The following is a 20732-nucleotide window of genomic DNA, read 5'->3' as shown; positions in this document are numbered from 1 at the left end:
GGGCCTTCCTCAACCAGCTTGCTGCCGGTGAGCATTATATCCTGTTCGTCACGGTAGCGCCCGCCATCGTTTCCATTACGGGTGCCCACGGCAAGCGTGGGTGACCGTCTTGGCAGGCTATCGCCGGCGGCGACCCTGGAGATTCTGGGCGCTATATCGCATAGCGGCGTGTCCCACATACGGCTATCTCGCGCATCAGCCTCGCCAGCACCGGCCGGGAGGGCGAGGCGCCGGAGCCGTGCTCCTGGTGGGCGAGTCGGCAGCCAGCCGCCTTGACCTCGTCGGGCGTCGGTCGCCCGATCCTCGGTCGAGACGCGGGGATCGCCAATGGGCGGCCGATCGAGAGAACTGGACGTTGTGCGTGCATTTGGCCGGTTTCGGGGGCGACATTGTCGATCTGAGGACGGCGCAAGGCCAGGCCGACGCCCAGTTCGAAGATATGGCTTGTGCCTGGATGGATTTTCTCGCCGATGGCAAACGGCCGCCGTCATGGAGCATCCACGACCGCTTGGTTGCTGAAGGCAAGTTCGGCATTCTCGTGCCCAGCTTCGCCCCAGGTGCCGGCACATCCGATCAGAACCTCGTGCTATGGAGCTGGGGCGAGGGGCTCCCGCACCAGGTCAAGGTGATCGATCCGGAAGGCCGGCTGCCTCGGAACCAATTGTCTGGAGCTAACGCCGCAAGGGTCGGATCGAATTGCGACTCAGGCGATTATCCGCGCCGCCCGCGCGAGCGTGCGTTCCGCGTCATTGTAATAGTTTGAGGCCTGCTGCGCGGAGCGATGCTGCGACTGCTGCATGGCTTCGGGCAGCGGAATACCGCGGCGTGCGATTTCGGTGAGATAGCCGGAGCGCAAGCTGTGGGCGGAGAAGGCTTCCGGATCGAGCGCCCGGCCTCGGCGGTGCGCCGCTTCAGGATCAGATTGACGGCCTGCGGCGTCAGGACGCGCGCTTCGAGATTGCCCCAGTGGTCGATGCCGCCAAACACGACGCGGTCGCTGATCCTGGCGCGTTCCAGCCAGTCCTTCAAGACCAGCACAGGCCGGCCGACGAGCAGCACGAAAGCGTCGCTGTCGGCTTGCGTCGTCTCTGTGCGGCCGAGCCGTATCGACAGGCACGGCAATTTATCGCCGCCGGGAGCGTTGGGATCGGCCGGAACCGGGTCTTCGTCGACCAGCTGTTCGACGCGAAGAGCAGAAATTTCGCTGCGACGCCGGCCGCTGCAGGCGAAGGCCGTGATGAGAATCGCGCGATCCCCGACGTCGACGAGACGGTCACCGGCGCATGTTTCAAGAGGGCGGCCAGAATATCGGCGGTCACAGCCTTCCTGCTCTTGCGGCCGCGGACGGGCCTGGCGCGCACCGCCAGTTTGATCGCGCTCTGCAGGCCCCAGGGCTGCAAAATTTCCGCGCAAACCGCGCCATTGAATCACGTCGAACAGCTCGACAGCCGCCAGCGCACGGTGCACGGCGCATACGGACGGCTTTTACCCGCAACAGTCCCTCCGCCTTCGGCGCGGCCATGACCGCAACGGCACACTCTGATCAGACGGTTGCCGGAAGGCGCGGCTGGGGAGGTCAGCGACTACCTCGTTGCTGCCCCCAGAATTGCCATGATCTCCTGTTCCCGCCATCAGAAGCTGATGCCTACGATCTTTACGCCAATACGATCGGCGAGTTCGAGCAATTCGGAATAGACGTCAGAATTCCCGGTCAAATCGAGCGACACGCCGGACTGCACCAACGTCCTTGCCGGAATTCGATCGCCAAACAGCATCACGGCGAGAGCCCGGTCGTCCTGCCGAGAAATCCAGCAAAGTCCCTGGGCATCTGGGCATTGTGCGTGAATGGCTTCAGCCCAGGGGCGTGTTGCTGGGTAGTGGTCCTTCTCGGTGACGATGATGTGGCTGCGCTTGATGCCGAGTTTCCTCAGGGCTGTGACGCTCAGATCAGCCAAGACCAATTCGCCCTGCGGCCCCACCTGCGAATAGACTTGATCCGCCAGTTTCACCTTGTCGTAGGTCTTCAGGCCCGGCGCGAATGGCACATCGTGGAAGACGGTTTCCATCGCCGCGCAGTCAAAGGTCGTGCCGCCGTACAGAGTTGGGATATTGGGCCCACTTGCATTCTTGATCGGGCTGAATCGGGCATTGCCTTTCAGGCCTGGATTGAACTCGACGCCGGCATAGAGATTCAAATGGATACGATGGATAACTTGGTCCGCCGGCCATATCGTTCGGGTGATGATATCCTGCAAATCGTGCGATGGAACGGGAACGGGAGTCCCAGGTCCCCGTCCAATCTTTGATTTAGCCATGGAGTGCGCCTACCAACTCATCCTCGGCGGCTGCAAGAACGCGCTCGGGTTGCGCAGGGAGCACATCTTGCGGACGCTTGCCCCCAAGGAAGCTATTGACCGATGCAAACCAATAGGCGAGCCCCCAGTCGTCCTTTTTCTCGTGTAAGACGCCCAGAACCTTAGCGAGCGCTTTGATAGGCCGATATCCAGCGGCGGAATCCAGAGCGTACCCAGGGAAATAGTCTACGCCCCGATGCCGAACTGCAAAGATCTGGCCTTCTTTCTTCCACTTGTGTGGCTGCGCACTCGGGTTGCTTGTGCTGAACCCAGCCATTTTGGCGATTTGGGGAGCGGTCAGCCAATCGCCGCTCTCCAGCACTGCCTTTCTCGCCTCGGCCGTCATCCGTGCCTCGACAAGCATGTATTGCGGGGGCGGCACCTGAGGGACCAGGGCCTCGATTATTAAGTTAATGGCTTCACGTTGGCGACTCATCAGGATGGTACGGACCAGAGGCGCGATGCTGACGACCGTGTCCGCAAGGGCGCGAACTGCGGGTTCACTCCCATGCTCGAACGTTAGTGCTATGACTTGCTCCGCAGTCAGCCGATCAAGTTGGTCACCAACCTCCTTCGGAGTTCCGGTGAGCGCGCCAAATCCCGATAGCTCAATGGTGTCATTGGTATGTGCCATAATATTCCACTCAGCTGGGTTGGTGAGGATGATTACATATATAGCACGATAACCGATCTCATCAAGTGGTGTTGCTGCGATGCTCTCGGACGCCTGGGAAGACATCAGTCCACTCCAGCATCAACCCTGGCTCGGCACCCTTCTAGTCGCTCGCATGCTGCGGCAGCGCCGCAAGACCGCGGCCCCACCTGCTGGCGCTCAACAGCGGCCTGCACGTTATCGGCCGTGAGCGCCGGCGTCACCGTGACCGGACCACACGCCTGCTGGCATTTGTCGACGCCTTTACTGAAGCCACCGCGCTCGGCCTAAAGGAACATGACCGGCCGGCGTTGGCGCGGGAACAGATGCTGCGCCGCACCAGGAGCCGGCGCGGCAACTCGAAGCTGCATCCGCATAATCCATTCCAGCAAATCCGCATCGAGCGTCGCGTGCCTCCCGCCGTGCAGATACCTCGATACTGTCGCCTTACTCTTGAGCTGCTCAGACATCGCCGGCGTCAAATTCACCAATGGTGTCGCACAGTCCGCGACACCGGATCACGCGCCGCCTGATCGGCCGCGTCACCCAATTCCGACCATAGCTCCTCGCGAGCCGGCCTCAAGCACAAGAGCCGCTCCGACACGCCTGTCGCCCGAATTGAGAAACTGACCCCCTGACGAAATGAAGAACTGACCCCTCGGTTATGAGAGGAGGCATGAGGGGGTGGACGAAGCCCATCCTCACAATGTTCGCCTACCGGGACAAACGTGACGCAACGGAACGGATGGTTCACCCGTAAAGTCTTGGGGAGGTTGCGAAAGGAGACCAGCATATGACCTGCGAACGAGATGTCGGCACGTTCGAAGAGCCCGTGACCGTTTTGCTGTCCTCGGACAAAGTCAGTGTTTCGAGCACCCGCGAAGCCGCCGAAATGGTGCTTTACCGCTGGCCCATTGGAGAAACCGCGCGCCGCATCCAGGCTCGTATGGCAGCATGATGGTTCTCGGCGGCGGCAGCTCACCGGATGTAGCGCGCGTGGCATTTCTCAGCGCCGCCAAGGAAGCGAAAATCCTGAACGCCTGACATCGTCAATGCGTGCCCCACCACTGTCCATCATGCACACTCTTGCAGCAAACATCCTGCGTCGATCATGCGGAGACGCCGAATGCTTGCGCGAGAAGGCTGGAGCCGCGGATCTGCACTCTACGTGGACATAGCACCGCTCCGGGCAAAGCGGCCTACGGATCAAAGTTACGTGGAAACCTGCCCCACCAAACTTTGTCTGGCAAACGCATGTCGGCCCTCCCGATTTCGTTGCGACGGGCGAAGCTGGATCGCGCGCACTCGGTCTTCATCGCGTGTTTTCGAAAGAGTTCGTGAGAGAAGGCAACGGGTCAAGTAGTTCAGTGTTCGATCTGGAGGAATTGAAGCTGCTCGGCCTCGATCCGACAGGCAATCGATTACGGCCCAGGGGTGACTACCGATAAACCTCATTCCCGTTAATCTCCGGCCCCTGTTTCGAGGCAAGAGAATCGCATGCGGCCTCGTCGAGGAATTCCGCACGTATGGGCATGTATGGGGCCCTGTCGGGCCGCGACATCTACTTAGGACAGTCGCCGCGACCATAACTTTTGATAACAGGTCAGGGTCGCGGGATGCCGAGCCGCTTGAAATACCGAGTTGTGCGGTGCTCGCGATCGTCCCGCCTCAACCGCGCAAGTGCGTCATCATCGCCGGCGAGCGCCATAGCCAAACCGGGAGCGCTTATTCTCGACGGAGCGCCGGGCATTGTCTGATTGTGAAGACGGTGCTTGATCACCAGCCGCCTGAGTGTGTCGTCGCTTGCGCTGTAGTCGTGCCTGAACAGATCAATGACCCTCTGGACCGTGATCGCCTCTGCCCGTGGCAGGTAGAGCGGCCGAAGCCGTTCGCCTGTTTCTGGCGCTGTTTTGACAGGGAGTGCATTGGTCATTCGGCCCATAGCGCTATTCTGCGGCCCGCCGTTTCGCCCGACATCAGGGAACGATATCGCCCCCCATGTATTAGAAATCCATGGACACTATGGAACCCCACGGCCACGGGATGGCGATCGATATTTTGACATCGGAAGTTGCCAATGCCAGGCAGCGCATCCACCGGACCGAGCTCGCGCTCCAACGCACTGAAGAAATGCTGGCCGAAAATCTCGCGCTGTGCAGCAGGATACGAACTGCGGTCGAGGCCGCAGACCGCTTGATGGAGATCGATCCCCCCAGCTTTGAACGACATCACGTGGGTTGAACTGCGCCGGCGTTCATTCGTCGCGACCTTGCGGCACCCTGCCGCCGCTCGTTACCCGGGAGAGGTAGAGGCGGCTTAAGGCCGGCCTCCTTAGCCTCGAGAGGCGTCAATCTTCTCGGACAGCCAGGTCTTGATAAGGGACTGATAGGGCACGTCGCGCTTGTTCGCCGCGACCTTGATCCGTTCGAGCAGGCTATTGGGCAGCCGCAACGAGATCGAGGTCGACGACGACTTGAGGTTGGGCAGGCGGACCCGCTCTGCCTTGCTCCAATCGACATGCTCACTGGAGTCGTTGGACTCCCAGAAGGCGCGCTCCTCGGCCTCCGATGCAAAGGTCGGAACCGGCTTAGCTGTCTTGGTCATAGTAGCCTCGCTCCTTGCGGCTCATATCCCGGGCGGAAATCACCCGGATCTTGGTGTCCTTGTCCCGAAGCGTGAAGGTGATGTGCAGCAGCCTTCCATCATCGGTGCGCCCCAGAGCATGAATTCGTTGCTCGATGGCGCTGTGCTTTGCGTCGGGAACGGTCAGCAACGGCTCGTCGAAGAACACCAGTTCCGCCTCGGCCTGGCTGACGTCGTGCTTGTCGATGCTCTTGCGGGCATTGCCCGCATCCCAGTCGAAGCCGGCAATCCGTTCCCATTCGATCATCGATGTATATTGCCATAATATACGCGGATTTCAAGCTCCGTCAGGCGTGAGCGCTCCGCCCTGCAGATTTGGATAACATGGGGAAAGGAAAATGGAGGCAAGGAAAACCCCGTCGCTGATCGGCCAGACCGGTGGCGCTGACGCTCAACCGCCAGCCTCGCAATCCCGGCCGCGTCGTCCGGCGCAGGGCTGAAAGCCCCGCTTGTCCTGCCGGGCAGGGATGCTCACCAGGCAGTTGCACCGGCCCGCCCGCTCCGCGGGCAGGGGGATGTCTTCGGAAGGAAGACGAGAAAGGACCGGTGAAAGGCCGCGTCTGCAACCCTCCAAGGAGCATTCCCATGGAACTGAAACTCGTTGATCCGCGCTCGCTCAAGGACAATCCCGACAAGGCGCGCCGTTCCAAGTCCAGCCCGCAGGCCGACGCGCTGCTGCTGGCGACGATCAAGGCTGTTGGCATCGTGCAGCCGCCCGTCGTCGCCGCAGAAACCGATGGCGGCAACGGCTTCGTCATCGACGAGGGCCACCGTCGCGTCAAGCAGGCGACTACCGCCGGCCTCGAGGAAGTCGCCGTTCTCGTCGTTCCCCGCGCCGAGGATGGCGGCGCCATGCGTTCGCTGGTCACCACGATCGCGCATGAGCAGCTTAACCCCGTTGACCAGTGGCGCGCCATCGAGCGTCTCGTGGCGCTCGGCTGGACCGAAGAGGCGATCGGCATCGCGCTCGCCCAGTCGGTGCGCCAGATCAAGAAGCTGCGCCTGCTCGCCAATGTGCTGCCGGCGATGCTGGATCATATGGCCAAGGGCGACATGCCCGACGAGCGCCAGCTCCGCACCATCGCGGCCGCCTCGCTCGAGGAGCAGAAGGAGGTCTGGAAGGCACATAAGCCGACCAAGGGCGATCCCCAGGTCTCGTGGTGGGCTGTCGCCAACGGCCTCGCCAAGACCCGCATGTATGCGCGCGACGCCAGCTTCGGCGACGATCTGCGAGAGGCCTATGGCATCGCCTGGGTCGAGGATCTGTTCGCCCCGGCCGACCAGGACAGCCGCTACACCACCAACGTGGACGCCTTCCTGGGGGCCCAGCAGGAGTGGATGACGCAGAACCTGCCCAAGAAGGGCGTCATCGCCGAGACCAACAATTGGGGCGAGGTGAAGCTGCCGCCCAAGGCCGAACGCGTCTACAGTACGCCCAAGGAGTCGGACCACACAGCGATGTATCTTGACCGCGAGGGCAAGGTGAAGACGGTCCACTTCCGCATGCCCGAGGCCAGGAAGCCCAAGGGCAAGGGTGCGGAAGACGCCGGCGGCTCGCGGCGGTGCTCGAAGGTTCGCCCATGCCGCCCAGGCTTTCTCCCCGACAGGCCGAGATCATGATGCTGGTCAACAAAGGCATGACCAACAAACAGATCGCCAAGGATCTCGATATCTCGCCGGCGACGGTGAAGACCTTGCTCGAACGGCTGTTCCGGATTCGAAGGCGAAGAACCGGATCGCCCTGATTCATTGGTGGCAGGGGACAGATCAGCCCAATGTGTTCGACGGCTGAGCATGGTGCGCCGGCTGCTCGGACAATTCGGCAGATAGGCCTCGTTATGCCCACGGGATCCTGGTCGGCGGAGTCATCGCCGCCGCCGTCGGAAACGATCTGGTGCTGGCGCATTCCCATGATCCGCTCAAGACGGCCTAACCTAAGTCCTGATCCTCACTGGCGGACCGGCGATCTATCTGCTCGGGAGCGCCAACTACATGAAGGCGGTCTATCGTGTGGTGCCGGCATCCCAATGGCGGGCGTTCCTGCCCTGCTGCTCCTGATCCCGTCGCCTACACCGTCGACTTGCTCGCTATGAGCTGGCTGACAGAGCTGGCGCACCCACGCCCGGCCGGCATCGAAGAAACGGTGTCCGGTCCTGTCGGGCGGACCTCATTCGGCAATCGTCGTCGGCAGTAGAGCCAAAGTGTGATCGCGGCCCAAACCGGTGCTCATGACCATGTTTATGCTTGGGACGTATGTGGCTGTTGTCTTTTGATATGGTATCGATAACATGCCTGGCGTGAAGTTGATTCCAACGGGTGGTTCATGAGCGATGCCGGACGCCGCAGAGAGCTTGTGCCCGAGTGTCCAGCGTTTTGCTTGGGCACATCGCTGCCGGCTGGTGGAGCGGCATGATGGCCAAGGCCGCCTCATCGAGACCGGGCGAGAGCCACGCCCCGACGATGGTGGACGTGGCGCGGCGGGCAGGTGTGTCCACCATGACGGTTTCACGCGCCCTGAAAGAGGGCAGCCTCGTTTCCAAGGCCACGCGGGAAAAGATCATGGTCGCGGTCAACGACCTCGGCTACGTGCTCGACCAATCGGCCGGCAGCCTGTCCTCGCGCAAGACTGGATTTGTTGCCGCGATGGTTCCATCACTCAACAATTCCAACTTCGCCGATACGGCGCGCGGCATAACGGATGAACTGGAGAGCACGGGACTCCAGCTTCTGCTCGGCTACACCGACTATACGGTCGAGAAGGAGGAAAAGCTGATCGAAGCGATGCTCCGTCGGCGGCCCGAAGGCATCATTCTGACCGGCGGCGCCCATACGGAGCGCGCCCGCCGGCTTCTTAAAAACGCGGGCATCCCTGTAGTCGAAACCTGGGAGTTGCCGGCGAAACCCATCGATCAGGTGGTCGGATTCTCCAACGAAGAGGCGATGGGGCTTCTCGTCAAGACGCTGGCCAGAAAAGGCTACAATAAATTCGGTTACATCGGTGGCACGACCTCGCGCGACACGCGCGGCAGCCAACGGCGCGAAGGCTTTGTCAGAGCCATTGAGGAGCTCGGCCTGCCAACCGGGCGCCTCGTTTCCTTTGGCGTGCCGCCGATATCCATCGAGCAGGGAGGCCAAGCCGTCGTCAGCATGCTGGAGCGCTGGCCGGACACGCAAGCCGTACTCTGCGTTTCGGACCTTTCGGCCTTCGGCGCACTGATGGAATGCAAGCGCCGGGGCATGCGGATCCCACAGGACATCGCCATTGCCGGCTTCGGCGACTACGAGGTAGCCGCCTTTTGCCATCCCGGCATCACCACCGTGAATGTCGACTGCTACGGCATCGGGCAACAGGCCGCCCGCAGATTGATCCAGGTGATCCGAGGCGACGAGAAACGACACGGCGAAGAAATCGTCCTCACAAGCTATCGCGTCGTCGAGCGCGAAAGCACCTGAGTTCCTGCATCGATTCAAACGCAGCGAAGGGCAGCCCAGCAGCGATGTTTCGCGAGACCATCACCCTCACGCATGACGGTGCCTTGAAAGCCGGAGCAGCGCGCGCCGTCACGATGGTCGTCGCAATGTCTCGTGGTCGTCAATGCGAGCGGCGAAGTCCTCGCCAGTCTGCGCATGGATGGCGCGCGGTTCCTCAGCATGCGTACGGCGCAGGCGAAGGCGCGCACCGCAGCGTCAATAAACGCCGCTACTGGCGGCATGGCGTTCGAAGCGGCGCTCTCAGCCGGTATCGCATCGCAGGGCGGCGTGACCAATTTGCCCGGGGGCTTGCCGATCCGCTTCGGCAGACGCCTTGCGGGCGGCATCGGCGTCGGGTCGGGAACCGGCGAGCAGGATTTCGATGTGGCACACGCCGCCTTGGCGGCGGTTGGCGCCGACGTGATTTCATGATGTGCCGATGCGCCTCCAGCGCAACCGAAGGATCTTCAGAACGCGATCTGAACCTTCATGGATTTGTTCCGGTCACCGGCGATGTCGAAAGCCGCGACCGCCTCGTCGAGAGGATAGATGCCCGTCAGTAGCGGTTTGACATCCACCCGGCGGCGATTGATCAGGTCGACGGCGATCCCAAACTCCTCGTGGAAACGGAAAGTGCCCCGCATCTCGATCTCTTTCGCGACGATGAGGTTCTGCGGGATCGACAGATCGCCGCCGAGACCGAGCTGCACGAGCACGCCGCGCGGCTTCAGGACATCGAGCCCTGCACGCACCGCGCGTTCATTGCCGGAGGCCTCGAACATCACGTCGAAACTACCCTTGTCGACATTGTAGGCGGCGAGCTCTTCGCTGTTTGTCGCGACATTGATCGTCCGGTCGGCACCGATCTCCAGGGCCTTCGCCAGCACGCCCTCCATGACATCGGTGGCGACGATCTCGCGCGCGCCGTGGGCTCGTGCGGCGAGGATGCAAAGCGCGCCGATCGGCCCGCAGCCGGTGACCAGAACCCGCTTGCCGAGCAGCGAGCCGGCCCGGTTCATGGCATGCAGCGTCACCGCGAAGGGCTCGGCGAAGGCGGCTTCGTTGATGGAGATGTGGTCGGCTATTCTGTGGCACTGCCACGCCTCGGCGATCAGGCGCTGGCGGAAGGCGCCCTGGATGTGCGGCATCGGCATGGCGCTGCCATAGAAGCGCATGTCGAGGCACTGGTTCTGCATGCCTTGCAGGCAGTAGCGACAGGCATTGCAGGCTCGGCTGGGCGAGATCGCCACGCGATCGCCGACCGCAAGTGTGGAGATGCCGTCGCCGAGGGCCCGCACCGTGCCCGCAACCTCATGGCCAAGAATCATGGGTTCACGAAGGCGGATCGCGCCGAAGCCGCCATGGTTGTAATAATGCAGGTCCGAGCCGCAGATGCCGCCAGCCTCGACCGCGATCTCGACCTGTCCGGCGCCAGGGGAGCCCGGATCGGTCTCCTCGATCCGCAGGTCTTTTGCCGCGTGGATGACGATCGACTTCATGATGTGATCCCTTCTCAGACGACCGGTGTCAGCAAGGTCTGTCCGCCGAAATGGGCCGCGAGATTATCGCGAACGAGCTGACCCATGGCCTTGCGGGTTTCCACCGTGCCGCTGGCGTGATGCGGTTGCAGCACGACGTTGGAAAGCTTCAGGAAGCGCTCGTCGATGGTTGGCTCGTTCCAGAACACGTCGAGCCCGGCACCCTTGATGGCACTGGATTCCAGGGCCGCGAGCAACGCGGTCTCGTCGATCGTGCTGCCGCGCGAAATATTTATGACGATACCGTCTGCTCCGAGCGCTGCCAGGATCGACGCATTAATGATGTGTTTTGTGCTTTCGCCGCCGGCGAGCGTTACGATCAGAAATTCGCTGTCGCGCGCCAGTTCGACCAGATCGCCGACAAAAGCATAAGGAAGATCGTCGCGCTTGCGGTTGTCGAAATAGGAAATCGTGCAGTCGAATGCAGCGGCGCGCTTCGCCACCGCCGCACCGACGCGGCCCATGCCGACAATGCCCAGCCTTTTTCCACAGACACGCGTGACCAGCCCCATATTGCCCTTGCGCCAGCTTCCATCGCGTACATAGGCGTCGGCCTGCGGGATTTTTCGCGCCGCGGCGAGCAGCAGCCCGATCCCGATATCGGCTACGTCCTCGGTCAGCACATCAGGTGTATTGGTGACACGAATGCCGTTCGCCCTGGCATAGGCAAGGTCGATGGCGTCGGTGCCCACGCCGTAGCAGGAAACGATCTCGAGCTGCGGCAGCTTTCCCATCAGCGCAGCACTTGCTCCAAGCTCGCCGCGCGTAGCGATGGCGCGGATCGCGCGGGCGTGGCTTGAGAGCAACGCGTCCTTGTCCTCGGACTGCCAAAGTTTGTGGACGCGATACTTCGCCTCAAGATCTGCCATGTCCCAATCGGGATAGGCACCTGTCATCAAAATGTCGGTCACGGCGTCGTCTCCTGTGCGAACTCATTTTTCCATTGACTATGTTATCGATAACATCCATGTCAATAGGGACTGGCGGCGCTGCGCTGCAAATCGTGGCCGCTTCAGGAAACATTGCTCAGGAGGAGCATTTGGGCAGTTCATTGTTCGATTTGACCGGCATGCGGGCGCTGGTCACCGGCTCGGGACAGGGGATCGGCCTGGCGCTGGCCGAGGGGTTGGCGCAGCACGGCGCCGAAATCGTGATCAACGGACGCAGCGCCGAAAAGGTCAAAACAGCTGCGGATGCACTGACAGCGAAGGGACACAAGGTCCATAGCGCCGTCTTCGACGTCACCGATCATGCTGCGGTGGCGAACGGCGTCGCGGAGATCGAGGCGACGATCGGCGCCATCGATATCCTTATCAACAATGCCGGCATGCAGTTCCGAATGCCGCTCGAGGATTTCCCCGCCGACAAATGGGAGGAACTCTTGCGCACCAACATCTCCAGCGTGTTCTTCGTGGGACAAGCGGTGGCGCGGCACATGATCCCGCGGCGGCGCGGCAAGATCATCAATATCGCCTCGGTGCAGAGCGAACTGGCACGGACGAACATCGCGCCCTATACGGCCACGAAAGGCGCTGTGCGCAACCTGACGCGCGGAATGTGTGCCGATTGGGCGAAGCATGGCTTGCAGATCAATTCCATTGCGCCGGGTTACTTCAAGACGCCGCTCAACCAGGCGCTGGTCGAAAATCCCGAGTTTTCAGCCTGGCTGACCAACCGCACACCGGCGGGTCGTTGGGGCGATGTCGGCGAACTGGTCGGCGCGGCGATCTTTCTGGCTGGACCGGCCTCATCCTTTGTCAATGGACACACGCTCTATGTCGATGGCGGCATCACAACCTACCTCTGAGTCCTGGTCCATCGTCGTGATGGGTGTCAGCGGCTGCGGTAAGACCAGCATTGGCATCGCGATCGCGGCTCGTCTAGGGCTCGCTTTTGTCGAAGGCGACGCGCTGCACCCGCGCGGGAATGTCGAGAAAATGTCGGCGGGCATACCGCTTACCGACGAGGATCGTTGGCCTTGGCTGGACCTGTTGGGCGCAGCCTTGCGCCAGGCTCGTGAGGAGGGTCGCGGGCTCGTCGCGAGTTGCTCGGGGCTGAAGAAATCCTATCGCGATCGTCTTCGCGATGGTGCCATTGGGCCCGTGCTTTTCGTATTTTTGGAGGGTTCACGTGCGGTGTTGCAAGCCAGGCTCGCCGAGCGCCGCAGCCACTTCTTTCCGCCCGCGCTGCTCGACAGCCAGTTCGCCACACTGGAGCATCCAGGTGACGAGAAGCTGGTGGTCACAGTGGAGATCGAGGCGCCTGTCGACACGATTGCCGATAGAGTGTTGCAGGGTCTGGGTGCACTTGGGGTCAGCCCTGTCAGCATCAAGGAAAAAGGCACGTTGAAATGACGCAACCAACAAAAGTCGCCGTTGTCGGTGCCGGCATCATGGGGTCGGCGATCGCCACACGCCTGATCGAGACCGGGCTAGCCGTTACGGTATTCGATCTGGACAAGGTCAAGGTTGCAGCGCTGACTGCAAAGGGTGCGGCTGCCGCCGCGTCGGCGGCGGAAGCAACGCGGGCGAGCAGCTTCGTCATTCTCAGTCTCAACCATGCCGATATCGTGCGTTCGGTGGTGTTCGGCGATGGTGGTGTCGCTGCTGCGGGGTCGTCGGAGAAGCTGCTGATCGATATGTCTTCGATCGATCCTGTCGACACCGCGCAGATGGCCGGGAAGCTGTCAGCCGAGACCGGCATGAAATGGCTCGACTGCCCGCTTTCGGGCGGCGTTCCCGGCGCGCTGGCCGGCAGGCTGACAGTCATGGCGGGTGGCGAGGCTGAAGACTTCGAACAGGCGCGCACGGTGATGCGGCATCTCTGCACCAACTACACACTGATGGGGCCGAGTGGGGCGGGGCAGACGACAAAGCTGATCAACCAGCTGTTCTGCGCCGTACTGTTCCAGGCTGTCGCCGAAGCCGTGAAGCTTGCCGAAGCCGGCGGCGTAGACCCGAAGGCAATCCCCGCGGCACTCAAGGGCGGGCGGGCCGATTCCAGCATCATGCAGGAATTCATGGCAAAATTCGCTGCCCGGGATTTTTCAGCCACCGGCCGCATCGACAACATGCTGAAGGATCTGGATTCGCTGCAGGCCTTCGCGCTGAAAACCAAGACGCCGATGCCGATGACCGGGCAGGTGGTCGAGATCCATCGCCTGCTCTGCGCCGCTGGATTGGGGCCGAACGATTCGGCCGAGATGATGCGTCTGCTCGACGGCAAGACCAGCTGATCCGTTGGCCTTATTCTTTGATGCTTGACGCCTAGAAATGTTATCGATAACATCATTTGGGCGATCTCGGGAGGAACGCATTGTGACCGAGCAAAAACTGATCGAGTTCAAGTCAATTACGAAGGAGTTCGGCGGCACCCGCGCGCTCTCCGACGTGACGCTTGATCTGCACAAGGGCGAGATCCTGGCGCTGCTCGGCGAGAATGGCGCCGGCAAGTCGACGCTGATCAAGACGCTCGCCGGCATCTATCGGCCGGATGGCGGCCAAATCCTGTTTCGCGGCGAGCCCTACCATCATCGCCCGCCGCGGCCGAACCAGCGCCAGCCCGTAGCCTTCATTCACCAGGATCTAGGTCTTATCGAATGGATGACGGTCGGCGAGAATGTCGGCCTGGCCCAAGGCTTTTCGCTTCGCTCTGGCCTGATCGACTGGCGATCGACCGAGGCGAGGGCGCACGAGGCGTTAAAGCTGGTCGGCTGTGATTTCGACCCGACGACGCGGGTCCAGGATCTGACCCGTACAGAAAAGTCGCTGGTTGCCATCGCTCGCGCCTTGGCTACCGAGGCCGATGTGCTGGTGCTCGACGAGCCGACCGCCAGCCTTCCCGCCGACGAGGTCGAGCGGCTGTTCGACGCCATCCGTCCGCTCAAGCAGCGCGGCGTCGGCATGATCTATGTCTCGCATCGCCTGGATGAAATTTTCCGCATCGCCGATCGCGTCGCCGTGCTGCGCGACGGCAGGCTGGTCGGCGAGAAGAAGGTCGCCGACACAAAACCGGACGAACTGGTCGAGATGATCGTCGGCCGTCCGGTCAGCCAGGTTTTCAGCAAGGCTCAAACGCAGGCCGGCGAGACGATCTGCGCCGTGCGCGACCTGGTCTGCGCCGGTGCCGGCCCGGTGTCTTTCGACGTGCGCAAGGGTGAGTTGCTCGGCCTGGTCGGCCTGCGCGGCGCCGGGCAGGAACTGGTTGGCCGGGCGCTGTTTGGCTGCCAGGCCTTTTCCGGCACGGTGACGATCCGCGGGGCTGTGCCGGACCTGTCCAGCCCGATCGCGGCGATGTCGTCCGGCATCGGCCTGATCGCGCGTGACAGGACCGAAGAATCAATCGCTGGATCCTTGTCGATCCGTGAGAACAGTTTCCTCAATCCCGGCGCCGGCAAGCGCGGCCTGTTTTCCTTCCTTGCGCCTCACAAGGAGGCTGCGCTGGCGCAGGCGATCGGCAGTTCCGTCGGGCTGCGCCCCAACGATCCGAACCTGCCGATAGAAGCGCTGTCGGGTGGCAACCAGCAAAAGGTGGTCGTCGGGCGCTGGCTGCACACCGGGCGTACGTTGCTGATCGCCGAGGATCCGACGGCCGGCGTCGATGTCGGCGCCAAGGCTGAGGTCTACCGGCTGATCGGCCGCGCGCTTGAAGCCGGCCTCGCCGTCGTCGTGGTGTCGACCGATTTCGAGGAGATTGCCCACATCTGCCACCGCGCTTTGGTGTTTTCGCGAGGACAGATCGTTCGCGAACTCACCGGCAAAGACCTCACCACATCCGCCGTGATCACCGCGGCATCGGCTTCCGAAGCCGCCTGATCTTTCTGGGAGCGAACTCATGCAATCGATCGAATCCAGCGCCCTCGAACCGACCCGCGGCGAGATGGCTGATTTGTCCATGGGGCAGAAGGTCATCCGGCTGCTGCCGGTCTACGGGCTGGTTATCCTGACGGTGTTGCTGATCCTGTTGTTTTCGATCCTGCTGCCGAACACGTTCCCGACGCTGCTTAACCTGCGCTCGATCATCTCCGACAAGGCGATTATTGCGCTGTTGTCGCTGGCGGCGATGATCCCGATGGCGTCGGGACGCATCGACCTCACCGTCGGCTACGGCATTGTGCTGTGGCACATCCTGGCCATCAGTCTGCAGACCATGTTCGGCATTCCGTGGCCGCTGGCAGTGATGATAGTGCTGGTTCTCGGCGCCGCGACCGGCTTCCTCAACGGCCTGCTGGTCGAAGTCGCCCGCATCGACTCTTTCATCGCCACGCTGGGCACCGGCACCGTGCTCTATTCCTTGGCGCTTTGGCACACTGGCGGCCGGCAGGTTGTCGGCGTGTTGCCCAACGGCTTCTACGCGCTCAACGGCACGATGGTGTTCGGGCTGCCGATCACCGGCCTCTACGTGCTTGGCATCGCCGTCGCACTGTGGATCATTCTCGAATATCTGCCGATCGGCCGCTACGTTTATGCCATCGGCGCCAACCCGAAGGCGGCTGCTCTCAATGGCATTCCGGTGCGCCGCTTCGTCATTGGGGCGTTCATCTCCTCGGGCTTCCTGACGGCGCTGACAGGAGTGTTGCTCGCCTCCAAGCTTCGCATTGGCCAAGCCAGCGTCGGACTGGAGTATCTGCTGCCGGCTCTCGTCGGCGCCTTTCTCGGCTCGACCACGATCAAGCCTGGACGAGTCAACGTCTGGGGCACGATGACGGGCGTCATCATCCTGGCGGTCGGCATTTCCGGTATCCAGCAGTTCGGCGGCTCGTTCTTCGTCGAGCCATTGTTCAACGGCGTCACGCTGCTCGTCGCCATAGGCATTGCCGGCTACGCCCAGCGCAAGCGCGGCGCAGCGCAAAGAAACAGGACCAAGACCGTCGCGCAGCCCTCGAAGTGACAAATCGAGCCAAACCCGTGGATCATGGAATGAACGACTACGAGGTTCTCGACGATCGGTTCGGCAAGCTGATGATCGGGCATGCCAAGCTCGAACTTCTATGGACCGGTAGCCGTTGGGCGGAAGGACCGGTGTACGTCCCGGCCGCAAGGCATTTGCTGTGGTCGGACATCCCGAACGATCGGCTGCTGCGCTACGACGAAAGCGATGGTTCCGTCAGCATCTTCGAGGCCCATTGTAACTACCAGAACGGCCACACACTCGACCGCGAAGGCCGCGTCGTTGCTTGCGAGCATGGCGGGCGCCGTGTCTCCCGGCTCGAGCATGACGGGCGTTGGCAGACGCTTGTCGAAACCGTTGCAGGCAAGCGGTTCAATTCACCCAATGACGTGGTGGTCAAATCCGACGGTACGATCTGGTTCACCGACCCGGTCTACGGCATCCAAAGCCACTACGAGGGCAAGATCGCCAGAGCGGAGATCGGCGGCTCCCATGTCTACCGGTTCGACGAGCTTTCGGGCGAGGTGAGCGCCGTTGTCACCGACATGGTGCAGCCGAACGGCCTGGCTTTTTCGCCCGACGAGACGATCCTCTATGTCTCGGACAGCGGCGCCAGCCATGTGCCCGGCCTGCCGCGCGCGATCAAGGCCTATGACCTTGCCGCCGATGGCCGGTCGGCGCGCGCAGGCGGCATCTTCGCCGAGTGCGGGGCAGGCCTCTTCGATGGTTTTCGCGTCGATCGCGACGGCAACATCTGGGCCTCCAGCGCCGACTCGGTGCGCGTCCATGCGCCGGACGGAACCCTGATCGGCCGTATCCTGGTTCCCGAGCTCGTTTCCAATGTCTGTTTCGGCGGTCCCAAGCGCAACCGCCTCTACGTCACTGCGCAGACATCCCTTTACGCCATCTACGTCAACGCACATCCGGCCGGCGTTGGTCCGGTGGCGGGCGACATCAGCCGGTGACATGTCGTCAACTCCAATCGAAAGCCGAGTTTTGAAAGACCATGCAATTTCTTGAAACCAAGGGAGGTACCAACATGCAACGCAGAACATTCCTGAAATCATCCGTCGCCTTGACGGCCATGACAATCGCTGCTCCTGTCCTGTTCGCTGGCCAGGCACGGGCGGACGCCACAGCCGACGCCATGGCGGTCGTCCAGAAATATGCGCAGAAGGTCACGGCCTGGGATGGCCCGACCACCGGTCCGAAGGCGCAGCAAGGCAAGACGATCGTCGTGCTCGCCGGCGACCTCAAGAACGGCGGCATCCTGGGCGTCACCAACGGCGTCGAGGAAGCAGCCAAGGCGATCGGCTGGGACGTCAAGGTGATTGACGGCGCCGGCTCGATCGGCGGCCGCACCGCCGCCTTCGGCCAGGCCATGGCGTTGAAGCCGAATGGCATCGTCATCAACGGTTTTGACGCGGTCGAGCAGGCGCCGGCGCTGGAACAGGCCAAGGCCGCAGGTATCCCGTTGGTCTCCTGGCATGCCGGACCGGTGATCGGGCCCGACGAGAAAAGCGGCGTGTTCGCCAACGTGTCGACGGATGCCATGCAAGTCTCCACGGCCGCGGCCGACTGGGCCTACGCCGATGCCAAGGGCAAGCCCGGCGTCGTCATCTTCACCGATTCGACCTATGCCATCGCCATCGCCAAGGCAGACAAGATGAAGGCGGAGATCGAGCGGCTGGGCGGCAAGGTGCTCGAATATGTCGACACGCCGATCGCCGAGACTTCGCAGCGCATGCCGCAGCTGACCACTTCGCTGCTGCAGAAATACGGCGATGCCTGGACGCATTCGCTGGCGATCAACGATCTCTATTTCGACTTCATGGGACCCTCACTTGCCGCCGCCGGCAAAGCCGGTACCGACGCGCCGATCAATGTCGCCGCCGGCGACGGTTCGGAATCGGCCTATCAGCGCATTCGCGCCGGTCAGTTCCAGAAGGTGACCGTCGCCGAACCGCTCAACTTGCAGGGCTGGCAATTGGTCGACGAGCTGAACCGCGCCATCGCTGGCGAAAAATGGTCGGGCTATCTGTCGCCGCTGCATGTGGTGACGGCCGACAATGTCGAGTTCGACGGTGGGCCGGATAACGCATTCGACCCCGGCAATGGCTACCGCGACGCATACAAGAAGATCTGGGGCAAGTAGGAGCCCGGCGATGCGGGCGCAATACGCGATGCGCCCGCATCTCATTCGCACGACAAATCCACGGATTGCACCGCGACCTGCCCTTGCCGGCCGGCGGCCATCCCAAGCGCAGAAAATCAGGAAACCCTCGCCATGATCATTCGCTACGCCCTGTTCGAAGGCGAAATCCACCCCGGACGCGAGAGCGAATTCCGGCGCTTTGTCAGGGAAAGGCTAGTGCCGTTGTGGACGCAATTCCCTGGAGCCGAGGAGGTGCGCGTTCTGGATGGCACGGCACGGGATGAGGGCGCCCCCGTCTATGCCATGGCGCTCGCCATCCGTTATCCCGACATGGACGCCTGCAACAAGGCGCTGCATTCCGACGTTCGCTTTCAGAGCCGCGATGTGACCGGAGAGCTGCTCAAGATGTTCACCGGCCGTGTGCATCACCATGTTTTCGAGGCCAACGAGTTTCCAACCGCTCGATAGGATGATCAAAAAAAGCTTCACACGACATCGCCGACGCACGTCCAAAACTGGACACCAACGGCATCTTAGACGGGTTCACGCGTCGGCGGTGGACCAGTCCCCAGGGCTGCCAGAACTCGCCGCCTTTTCGCTCGTGCCAGCGGCTCGACAGCCGTAACGGTCAATCGAACAATCTGCGCGACGGAGTAGTCCTCGATCGCCAGCGTGAGCTGGCCGGCTTCGATCTTGGAAAGGTCGAGTACGTCGTTGATGAGCCCGAGGAGGTGGCGGCCGTTTGCCTGCACGCGCGCGACGGTCGTCTTCGCCTTGTCCGGGAGTTCGCCGTAGATGCCGTCGACCAGCAGTTCTGTGAAGCCCAAGACTGAATTGAGCGGTATCCTGAGCTCGTGGCTCATATTCGCGAGGAACTGGGACTTGTGGCGGCTAGCTGCCTCCAGCTCCCGGCCTTTCTCCTCGATCTCGCGGAACAGCTTGGCATTCTGGATCGCGAGCACCGATTGGGCTGCGAAGGTCTCCAGCAGATGGACAACTTGCTCATGGAAGGCACCTGGCTTGTGGCGCCTGACGACCAGTGCACCTACAATCTTGTTGCGTTTAGCCATGAAAGACGACGATTCGCCCAAAGCATGCAAAAGGGGCCCATCGGCTCTCGCGCCGCGATGCAAGGTCAGGAAAGCCTTACGCCAGATCAGTTTGTGAAAAGTCATTGCCCTTGTAAAGCAGGGCAAGCCGGTGAGCCTTCGCGCAGGCGTAGGCAAAACAATCGCCGAAATTGAGATCGGCTTTGTGCCCGACTGCTTTGCCGTATTTCATGCTGGCTTCGATCGCCCGGTCGCCGATGTCGCCGGATATCGTGATTTCTTTGCCGGCGATCTCGATCAAAAAGGCGTCGACGGTATCACGGGCTTGCGCCAGCATGTTGGCCGTGGGCTTGGCGTTCTTTTTGATGGCTTCGGCCGACGCTCGCGCGAGTCCCTGGACTGCCTCGAACCGGACGAGCGGCGAGATATACAGCGGCTTGGTCGCGGCCGCGAGCCGCTTTTCCAGTTCTTCCGCGCCAGGTTCCTCGTTCAGAATGGCAACGATCACCGAGGCATCGACGAACATCAGTCGTCGCTCCACATTTCGTCGGTGAATTTCTTCATATCGAAATCAGGGTTGGCCGGTCCGATCCGCCGCGCCATTTCCTTGACTTTGGCAAGTCTCTCGCGCAGCGGGACGCTGCCGCGGTTGCGCTCGATCTCGTGGCGCAAGGCGGTCCTGACGGCCTCGGTCTTGCTGCGCGCGTTGGTAATGTGCTGCAGCTCGACGGCCATGGCGTCGACGTCGGGATCGCGAATGAAGAGCGGCATTTTGTATATCCTCTGAGTGATATATGTATATCATATCGGAGATATACTCGCCAGCGAATTCGCGAGCGGCGGTTTTGCTAAGGAGGGGAGGGAGGAATCCAGCTCGCGAAAATCCGTCGGGAGGTTCGGTTCTGGTGCTCAGTCCTTGGAATTGCTCGGCGTCTGAAACACGTCGCTCCGGCCATGTCACTGTCAACGCCCACATGCCCA

25 protein-coding genes and 2 pseudogenes are annotated in these 20732 nt (G+C 61.9%); 17 read left to right on the top strand and 10 right to left on the bottom strand.

Annotated features, from left to right (window positions below):
- Positions 1 to 238 precede the first annotated feature (238 nt).
- Positions 239 to 763 carry an RES domain-containing protein gene (locus tag NKI41_RS33320; protein WP_502901237.1) on the top strand — a complete coding sequence of 175 codons (525 nt, stop codon included), beginning with the start codon at positions 239 to 241 and terminating at the stop codon, positions 761 to 763.
- Here NKI41_RS33320 and NKI41_RS24475 read toward each other — a convergent pair.
- The 3 genes and pseudogenes from NKI41_RS24475 to NKI41_RS24465 all read right to left on the bottom strand — a co-directional run.
- Positions 704 to 1478 (bottom strand): annotated as a pseudogene (locus NKI41_RS24475) (tyrosine-type recombinase/integrase); the annotation flags it as partial. The gene NKI41_RS33320 and the pseudogene NKI41_RS24475 overlap by 60 nt on opposite strands.
- A 153-nt stretch (positions 1479 to 1631) precedes the next feature.
- On the bottom strand, positions 1632 to 2315 hold the full coding sequence (locus NKI41_RS24470; RefSeq protein ID WP_352685453.1) for an RES family NAD+ phosphorylase: 684 nt from the start codon (positions 2313 to 2315) through the stop codon (positions 1632 to 1634).
- Positions 2308 to 3093 (bottom strand): hypothetical protein, encoded by a 786-nt coding sequence (locus NKI41_RS24465; protein WP_352685452.1) that lies wholly within the window; start codon positions 3091 to 3093, stop codon positions 2308 to 2310. The genes NKI41_RS24470 and NKI41_RS24465 overlap by 8 nt, the downstream gene beginning before the upstream one ends.
- Between NKI41_RS24465 and NKI41_RS24460 the strand changes: the two genes are divergently transcribed.
- From NKI41_RS24460 to NKI41_RS24445, 4 genes are all read left to right on the top strand, one after another.
- Positions 3068 to 3217 (top strand): DUF1612 domain-containing protein, encoded by a 150-nt coding sequence (locus tag NKI41_RS24460; protein WP_352502796.1) that lies wholly within the window; start codon positions 3068 to 3070, stop codon positions 3215 to 3217. The two genes, NKI41_RS24465 and NKI41_RS24460, sit on opposite strands and share 26 nt — an antisense overlap.
- Positions 3177 to 3539 (top strand): DUF1612 domain-containing protein, encoded by a 363-nt coding sequence (locus tag NKI41_RS24455; protein WP_352685484.1) that lies wholly within the window; start codon positions 3177 to 3179, stop codon positions 3537 to 3539. The genes NKI41_RS24460 and NKI41_RS24455 overlap by 41 nt, the downstream gene beginning before the upstream one ends.
- Positions 3540 to 3799: 260 nt before the next feature.
- On the top strand, positions 3800 to 3964 hold the full coding sequence (locus NKI41_RS24450) for a DUF982 domain-containing protein (protein WP_352685451.1): 165 nt from the start codon (positions 3800 to 3802) through the stop codon (positions 3962 to 3964).
- Between the two features lie 1085 nt (positions 3965 to 5049).
- Positions 5050 to 5247, top strand: a complete 198-nt coding sequence (locus NKI41_RS24445) for a hypothetical protein (protein WP_352685450.1) — start codon at positions 5050 to 5052, stop codon at positions 5245 to 5247.
- A 90-nt stretch (positions 5248 to 5337) separates the two neighbouring features.
- Here NKI41_RS24445 and NKI41_RS24440 read toward each other — a convergent pair whose 3' ends face one another.
- Both NKI41_RS24440 and NKI41_RS24435 read right to left on the bottom strand, forming a co-directional pair.
- Positions 5338 to 5610, bottom strand: a complete 273-nt coding sequence (locus tag NKI41_RS24440) for a BrnA antitoxin family protein (RefSeq protein WP_352685449.1) — start codon at positions 5608 to 5610, stop codon at positions 5338 to 5340.
- Entirely contained in the window at positions 5594 to 5896 is a 303-nt protein-coding gene (locus NKI41_RS24435) for a BrnT family toxin (RefSeq protein ID WP_352685448.1), read from the bottom strand. Before NKI41_RS24435 ends, NKI41_RS24440 begins: the two co-directional genes overlap by 17 nt.
- Before the next feature lie 338 nt (positions 5897 to 6234).
- On the opposite strand from NKI41_RS24435, the pseudogene NKI41_RS24430 reads away from it, so the two are divergent.
- From NKI41_RS24430 to NKI41_RS24415, 4 genes and pseudogenes are all read left to right on the top strand, one after another.
- Positions 6235 to 7194, top strand: a pseudogene (locus NKI41_RS24430) (ParB N-terminal domain-containing protein); the annotation flags it as partial.
- Positions 7195 to 7265: 71 nt separating this feature from the next.
- The gene (locus tag NKI41_RS24425) at positions 7266 to 7394 is read left to right on the top strand and encodes a LuxR C-terminal-related transcriptional regulator (protein ID WP_352685447.1); all 129 of its coding nucleotides are present in this window, start codon (positions 7266 to 7268) and stop codon (positions 7392 to 7394) included.
- Positions 7395 to 8109: 715 nt separating this feature from the next.
- The gene (locus NKI41_RS24420; RefSeq protein ID WP_352474894.1) at positions 8110 to 9102 is read left to right on the top strand and encodes a LacI family DNA-binding transcriptional regulator; all 993 of its coding nucleotides are present in this window, start codon (positions 8110 to 8112) and stop codon (positions 9100 to 9102) included.
- A gap of 132 nt (positions 9103 to 9234) precedes the next feature.
- Positions 9235 to 9552: a heme-binding protein gene (locus NKI41_RS24415; RefSeq protein WP_352685446.1), complete on the top strand. Its 318-nt coding sequence runs from the start codon at positions 9235 to 9237 to the stop codon at positions 9550 to 9552.
- A 35-nt stretch (positions 9553 to 9587) separates the two neighbouring features.
- Here the strand turns inward: NKI41_RS24415 and NKI41_RS24410 are convergent, their stop codons facing one another.
- Both NKI41_RS24410 and NKI41_RS24405 read right to left on the bottom strand, forming a co-directional pair.
- Positions 9588 to 10619: an L-idonate 5-dehydrogenase gene (locus NKI41_RS24410; protein WP_352685445.1), complete on the bottom strand. Its 1032-nt coding sequence runs from the start codon at positions 10617 to 10619 to the stop codon at positions 9588 to 9590.
- 14 nt (positions 10620 to 10633) lie between these two features.
- Positions 10634 to 11554 (bottom strand): 2-hydroxyacid dehydrogenase, encoded by a 921-nt coding sequence (locus tag NKI41_RS24405; protein WP_352685483.1) that lies wholly within the window; start codon positions 11552 to 11554, stop codon positions 10634 to 10636.
- 173 nt (positions 11555 to 11727) lie between these two features.
- On the opposite strand from NKI41_RS24405, the gene NKI41_RS24400 reads away from it, so the two are divergent.
- The 8 genes from NKI41_RS24400 to NKI41_RS24365 all read left to right on the top strand — a co-directional run bounded on the left by NKI41_RS24400 (position 11728) and on the right by NKI41_RS24365 (position 19170).
- Complete coding sequence (locus NKI41_RS24400; RefSeq protein ID WP_352685482.1) at positions 11728 to 12465, top strand: SDR family oxidoreductase; 738 nt, start codon at positions 11728 to 11730, stop codon at positions 12463 to 12465.
- On the top strand, positions 12434 to 13012 hold the full coding sequence (locus tag NKI41_RS24395; protein ID WP_352685444.1) for a gluconokinase: 579 nt from the start codon (positions 12434 to 12436) through the stop codon (positions 13010 to 13012). The genes NKI41_RS24400 and NKI41_RS24395 overlap by 32 nt, the downstream gene beginning before the upstream one ends.
- Positions 13009 to 13893 carry an NAD(P)-dependent oxidoreductase gene (locus NKI41_RS24390; RefSeq protein WP_352685443.1) on the top strand — a complete coding sequence of 295 codons (885 nt, stop codon included), beginning with the start codon at positions 13009 to 13011 and terminating at the stop codon, positions 13891 to 13893. The genes NKI41_RS24395 and NKI41_RS24390 overlap by 4 nt, the downstream gene beginning before the upstream one ends.
- Before the next feature lie 82 nt (positions 13894 to 13975).
- A complete protein-coding gene (locus NKI41_RS24385; protein WP_352618588.1) occupies positions 13976 to 15472 on the top strand; it encodes a sugar ABC transporter ATP-binding protein in 1497 nt (498 codons plus the stop codon).
- 19 nt (positions 15473 to 15491) lie between these two features.
- Positions 15492 to 16547, top strand: a complete 1056-nt coding sequence (locus NKI41_RS24380) for an ABC transporter permease (protein WP_352450612.1) — start codon at positions 15492 to 15494, stop codon at positions 16545 to 16547.
- 29 nt (positions 16548 to 16576) lie between these two features.
- A complete protein-coding gene (locus NKI41_RS24375) occupies positions 16577 to 17512 on the top strand; it encodes an SMP-30/gluconolactonase/LRE family protein (RefSeq protein WP_352685442.1) in 936 nt (311 codons plus the stop codon).
- 74 nt (positions 17513 to 17586) lie between these two features.
- Positions 17587 to 18702: an ABC transporter substrate-binding protein gene (locus NKI41_RS24370; RefSeq protein WP_352685441.1), complete on the top strand. Its 1116-nt coding sequence runs from the start codon at positions 17587 to 17589 to the stop codon at positions 18700 to 18702.
- A gap of 132 nt (positions 18703 to 18834) precedes the next feature.
- The gene (locus NKI41_RS24365) at positions 18835 to 19170 is read left to right on the top strand and encodes a hypothetical protein (RefSeq protein ID WP_352474892.1); all 336 of its coding nucleotides are present in this window, start codon (positions 18835 to 18837) and stop codon (positions 19168 to 19170) included.
- Between the two features lie 65 nt (positions 19171 to 19235).
- Here NKI41_RS24365 and NKI41_RS24360 read toward each other — a convergent pair whose 3' ends face one another.
- The 3 genes from NKI41_RS24360 to NKI41_RS24350 all read right to left on the bottom strand — a co-directional run bounded on the left by NKI41_RS24360 (position 19236) and on the right by NKI41_RS24350 (position 20522).
- Positions 19236 to 19772: a GAF domain-containing sensor histidine kinase gene (locus tag NKI41_RS24360; protein ID WP_352685440.1), complete on the bottom strand. Its 537-nt coding sequence runs from the start codon at positions 19770 to 19772 to the stop codon at positions 19236 to 19238.
- A 76-nt stretch (positions 19773 to 19848) separates the two neighbouring features.
- Entirely contained in the window at positions 19849 to 20277 is a 429-nt protein-coding gene (locus NKI41_RS24355; RefSeq protein WP_352685439.1) for a type II toxin-antitoxin system VapC family toxin, read from the bottom strand.
- Positions 20277 to 20522: a type II toxin-antitoxin system VapB family antitoxin gene (locus tag NKI41_RS24350; protein ID WP_352685438.1), complete on the bottom strand. Its 246-nt coding sequence runs from the start codon at positions 20520 to 20522 to the stop codon at positions 20277 to 20279. Before NKI41_RS24350 ends, NKI41_RS24355 begins: the two co-directional genes overlap by 1 nt.
- Positions 20523 to 20732 lie beyond the last annotated feature (210 nt).

This window comes from Mesorhizobium sp. M0601 (assembly GCF_040320845.1).
Lineage (GTDB): Bacteria > Pseudomonadota > Alphaproteobacteria > Rhizobiales > Rhizobiaceae > Mesorhizobium.
Note: the sequence above shows the minus strand (reverse complement) of the source record. Positions and strands in the feature narration are given on the sequence as shown.